The sequence below is a fragment of the Geitlerinema sp. PCC 9228 genome (assembly GCF_001870905.1).
Lineage (GTDB): Bacteria > Cyanobacteriota > Cyanobacteriia > Cyanobacteriales > PCC-9228 > PCC-9228.
In genome coordinates this window covers 1-2012 of sequence record NZ_LNDC01000160.1, presented here as the reverse complement: position 1 = coordinate 2012, position 2012 = coordinate 1, and the positions used below count along the sequence as shown (strand labels likewise).

At 52.2% G+C, this 2012-nt stretch carries 2 protein-coding genes and 1 pseudogene; all 3 read right to left on the bottom strand.

Annotated elements, in window-relative coordinates:
• Positions 1-128 precede the first annotated feature (128 nt).
• On the bottom strand, positions 129-314 hold the full coding sequence (locus tag AS151_RS17095) for a PCP reductase family protein (RefSeq protein WP_071518277.1): 186 nt from the start codon (positions 312-314) through the stop codon (positions 129-131).
• Between the two features lie 160 nt (positions 315-474).
• Positions 475-1863: a photosystem II reaction center protein CP43 gene (gene psbC / locus AS151_RS17090; protein ID WP_071518276.1), complete on the bottom strand. Its 1389-nt coding sequence runs from the start codon at positions 1861-1863 to the stop codon at positions 475-477.
• Positions 1847-2012, bottom strand: a pseudogene (locus tag AS151_RS20970) (photosystem II D2 protein (photosystem q(a) protein)); the annotation flags it as partial. The pseudogene AS151_RS20970 and the gene psbC, both read right to left, overlap by 17 nt.

Genomic DNA, 2012 nt, shown 5'->3' with positions numbered 1-2012 from the left:
CGGAGTCTGCTACGAGACCAAGGCTGGACTAACCGAACGCAATCAACACGAATGTCGATTTTTGTCCAGTGATTAGGTTAGTCCCATTTCCTTTGAGAATTGGAAATTGCTAGCACCATGCTAAATGCCTACTGACCAAATTCCAACCGAGTTCGTTCTACAATCTCGGCGGTTACTTCCTCCAATTCTTCCTCCAAAGCCAGTTGTTCGATTCGCTGTCTGGCTTGCGATCGCACGAAATAGGGAATATTTTTCAATTTCGCCTTGGCTTCTGGGGTCCAGCTTAGTTCGCCATTGAAGTCCGCATAGTCCATAGATCGAACACCAAACGCAACGTATCTTTCCTTTTATTGTCCCCAGTCCCCTCCCAATTGTCCATCAAAAAATCCCCCCCATAAAACTACATGGAGGGGTCCTTTAGAATTTCTTTGGCTTGGTGGGGCCAATCCCCACCAGTGAAATTGCCAAACGTTTCTAGTCGAGATCTCTCATGGCAAGCACGGGTTCGCTTTCGCGATCGATGCCTTTTTCAAAGCCAGCAGCGGCAGCACGAGCGCGACCAGCGTGCCACAGGTGTCCGACCAAGAAGAAGAAGCCAAGCACAAAGTGAGAGGTTGCCAACCAAGCACGCGGCGACACGTAGTTGAAGGAGTTAATTTCCGTTGCCACGCCGCCCACGGAGTTAATGGAACCCAGGGGTGCGTGGGTCATGTATTCAGCCGCACGGCGAATCTGCCAAGGTTGAATGTCGTTTTTCAGCTTGTTCAGATCCAAACCGTTGGGACCGCGCAAGGGTTCCAGCCAAGGACCGCGGAAGTCCCAGAAGCGCATAGTCTCGCCGCCGAAGATAATTTCTCCGGTGGGAGAGCGCATTAGATACTTACCAAGACCGGTGGGTCCTTGAGAAGAACCAATGTTGGCACCGAGGCGTTGGTCGCGGACCAAGAAGGTAAAGGCTTGCGCTTGAGAAGCTTCCGGACCAGTGGGACCGTAGAATTCGCTGGGATAAGCAGTATTGTTAAACCAAACGAAGAAAGAAGCGATGAAGCCCATCAGGGATAGGGCACCCAAGCTGTAGGAAAGATAGGCCTCTCCAGACCAAATGAAGGCACGACGTACCCAGCCAAAGGGTTTGGTGAGAATGTGCCAAACACCACCGGCGATGCAAATCAAGCCAATCCAGATGTGACCGCCGATAATATCTTCCATGTTGTTGACACTGACGATCCAGCCGTCACCGCCAAAGGGAGATTTGAGAAGATAACCGAAAATAACCGCCGGGTTCAAAGTGGGGTTGTTGATGACGCGAACGTCACCACCACCGGGTGCCCAGGTATCGTAGACACCGCCAAAGAACATGGCCTTAAAGACCAACAGCAAGGCACCAATTCCCAAAAGAATCAGGTGGTACCCGATAATGTTGGTCATTTGGTTTTTGTCTTTCCAATCGTATCCGAAGAAAGAAGAATACTCTTCTAGGGTTTCCGGTCCGCGAATGGCGTGGTAAACCCCGCCCAAACCTAGGACGGCGGAAGAAATCAAGTGCAGAACGCCGACCACGAAATAAGGGAAAGTATCGACGATCTCACCACCAGGACCAACACCCCAACCGAGGGTGGCCAGGTGGGGCAGCAAAATCATTCCTTGTTCGTACAGGGGCTTTTCGGGAATGAAGTGTGCCACCTCGAACAGAGTCATGGCACCAGCCCAGAACACGATTAGCCCCGCGTGGGCTACGTGAGCGCCAAGCAGTTTTCCGGATAGGTTGATGAGACGGGCGTTGCCTGCCCACCAGGAAAACCCGGTGGATTGCAGGTCGCGACCTCCCATCGCGATGTTGTTGTTACTAGAGAGCGTTACCACGTGGCAATACCTCCTCTGGGAACTCGAACTGTTTGTGTGGTTGGTCTTGAGGGGCCATCCAGGCGCGGATGCCTTCGTTTAACAGAATGTTTTTGGTATAGAAGGTTTCAAATTCGGGGTCTTCGGCGGCGCGCAGCTCTTGGGAGACG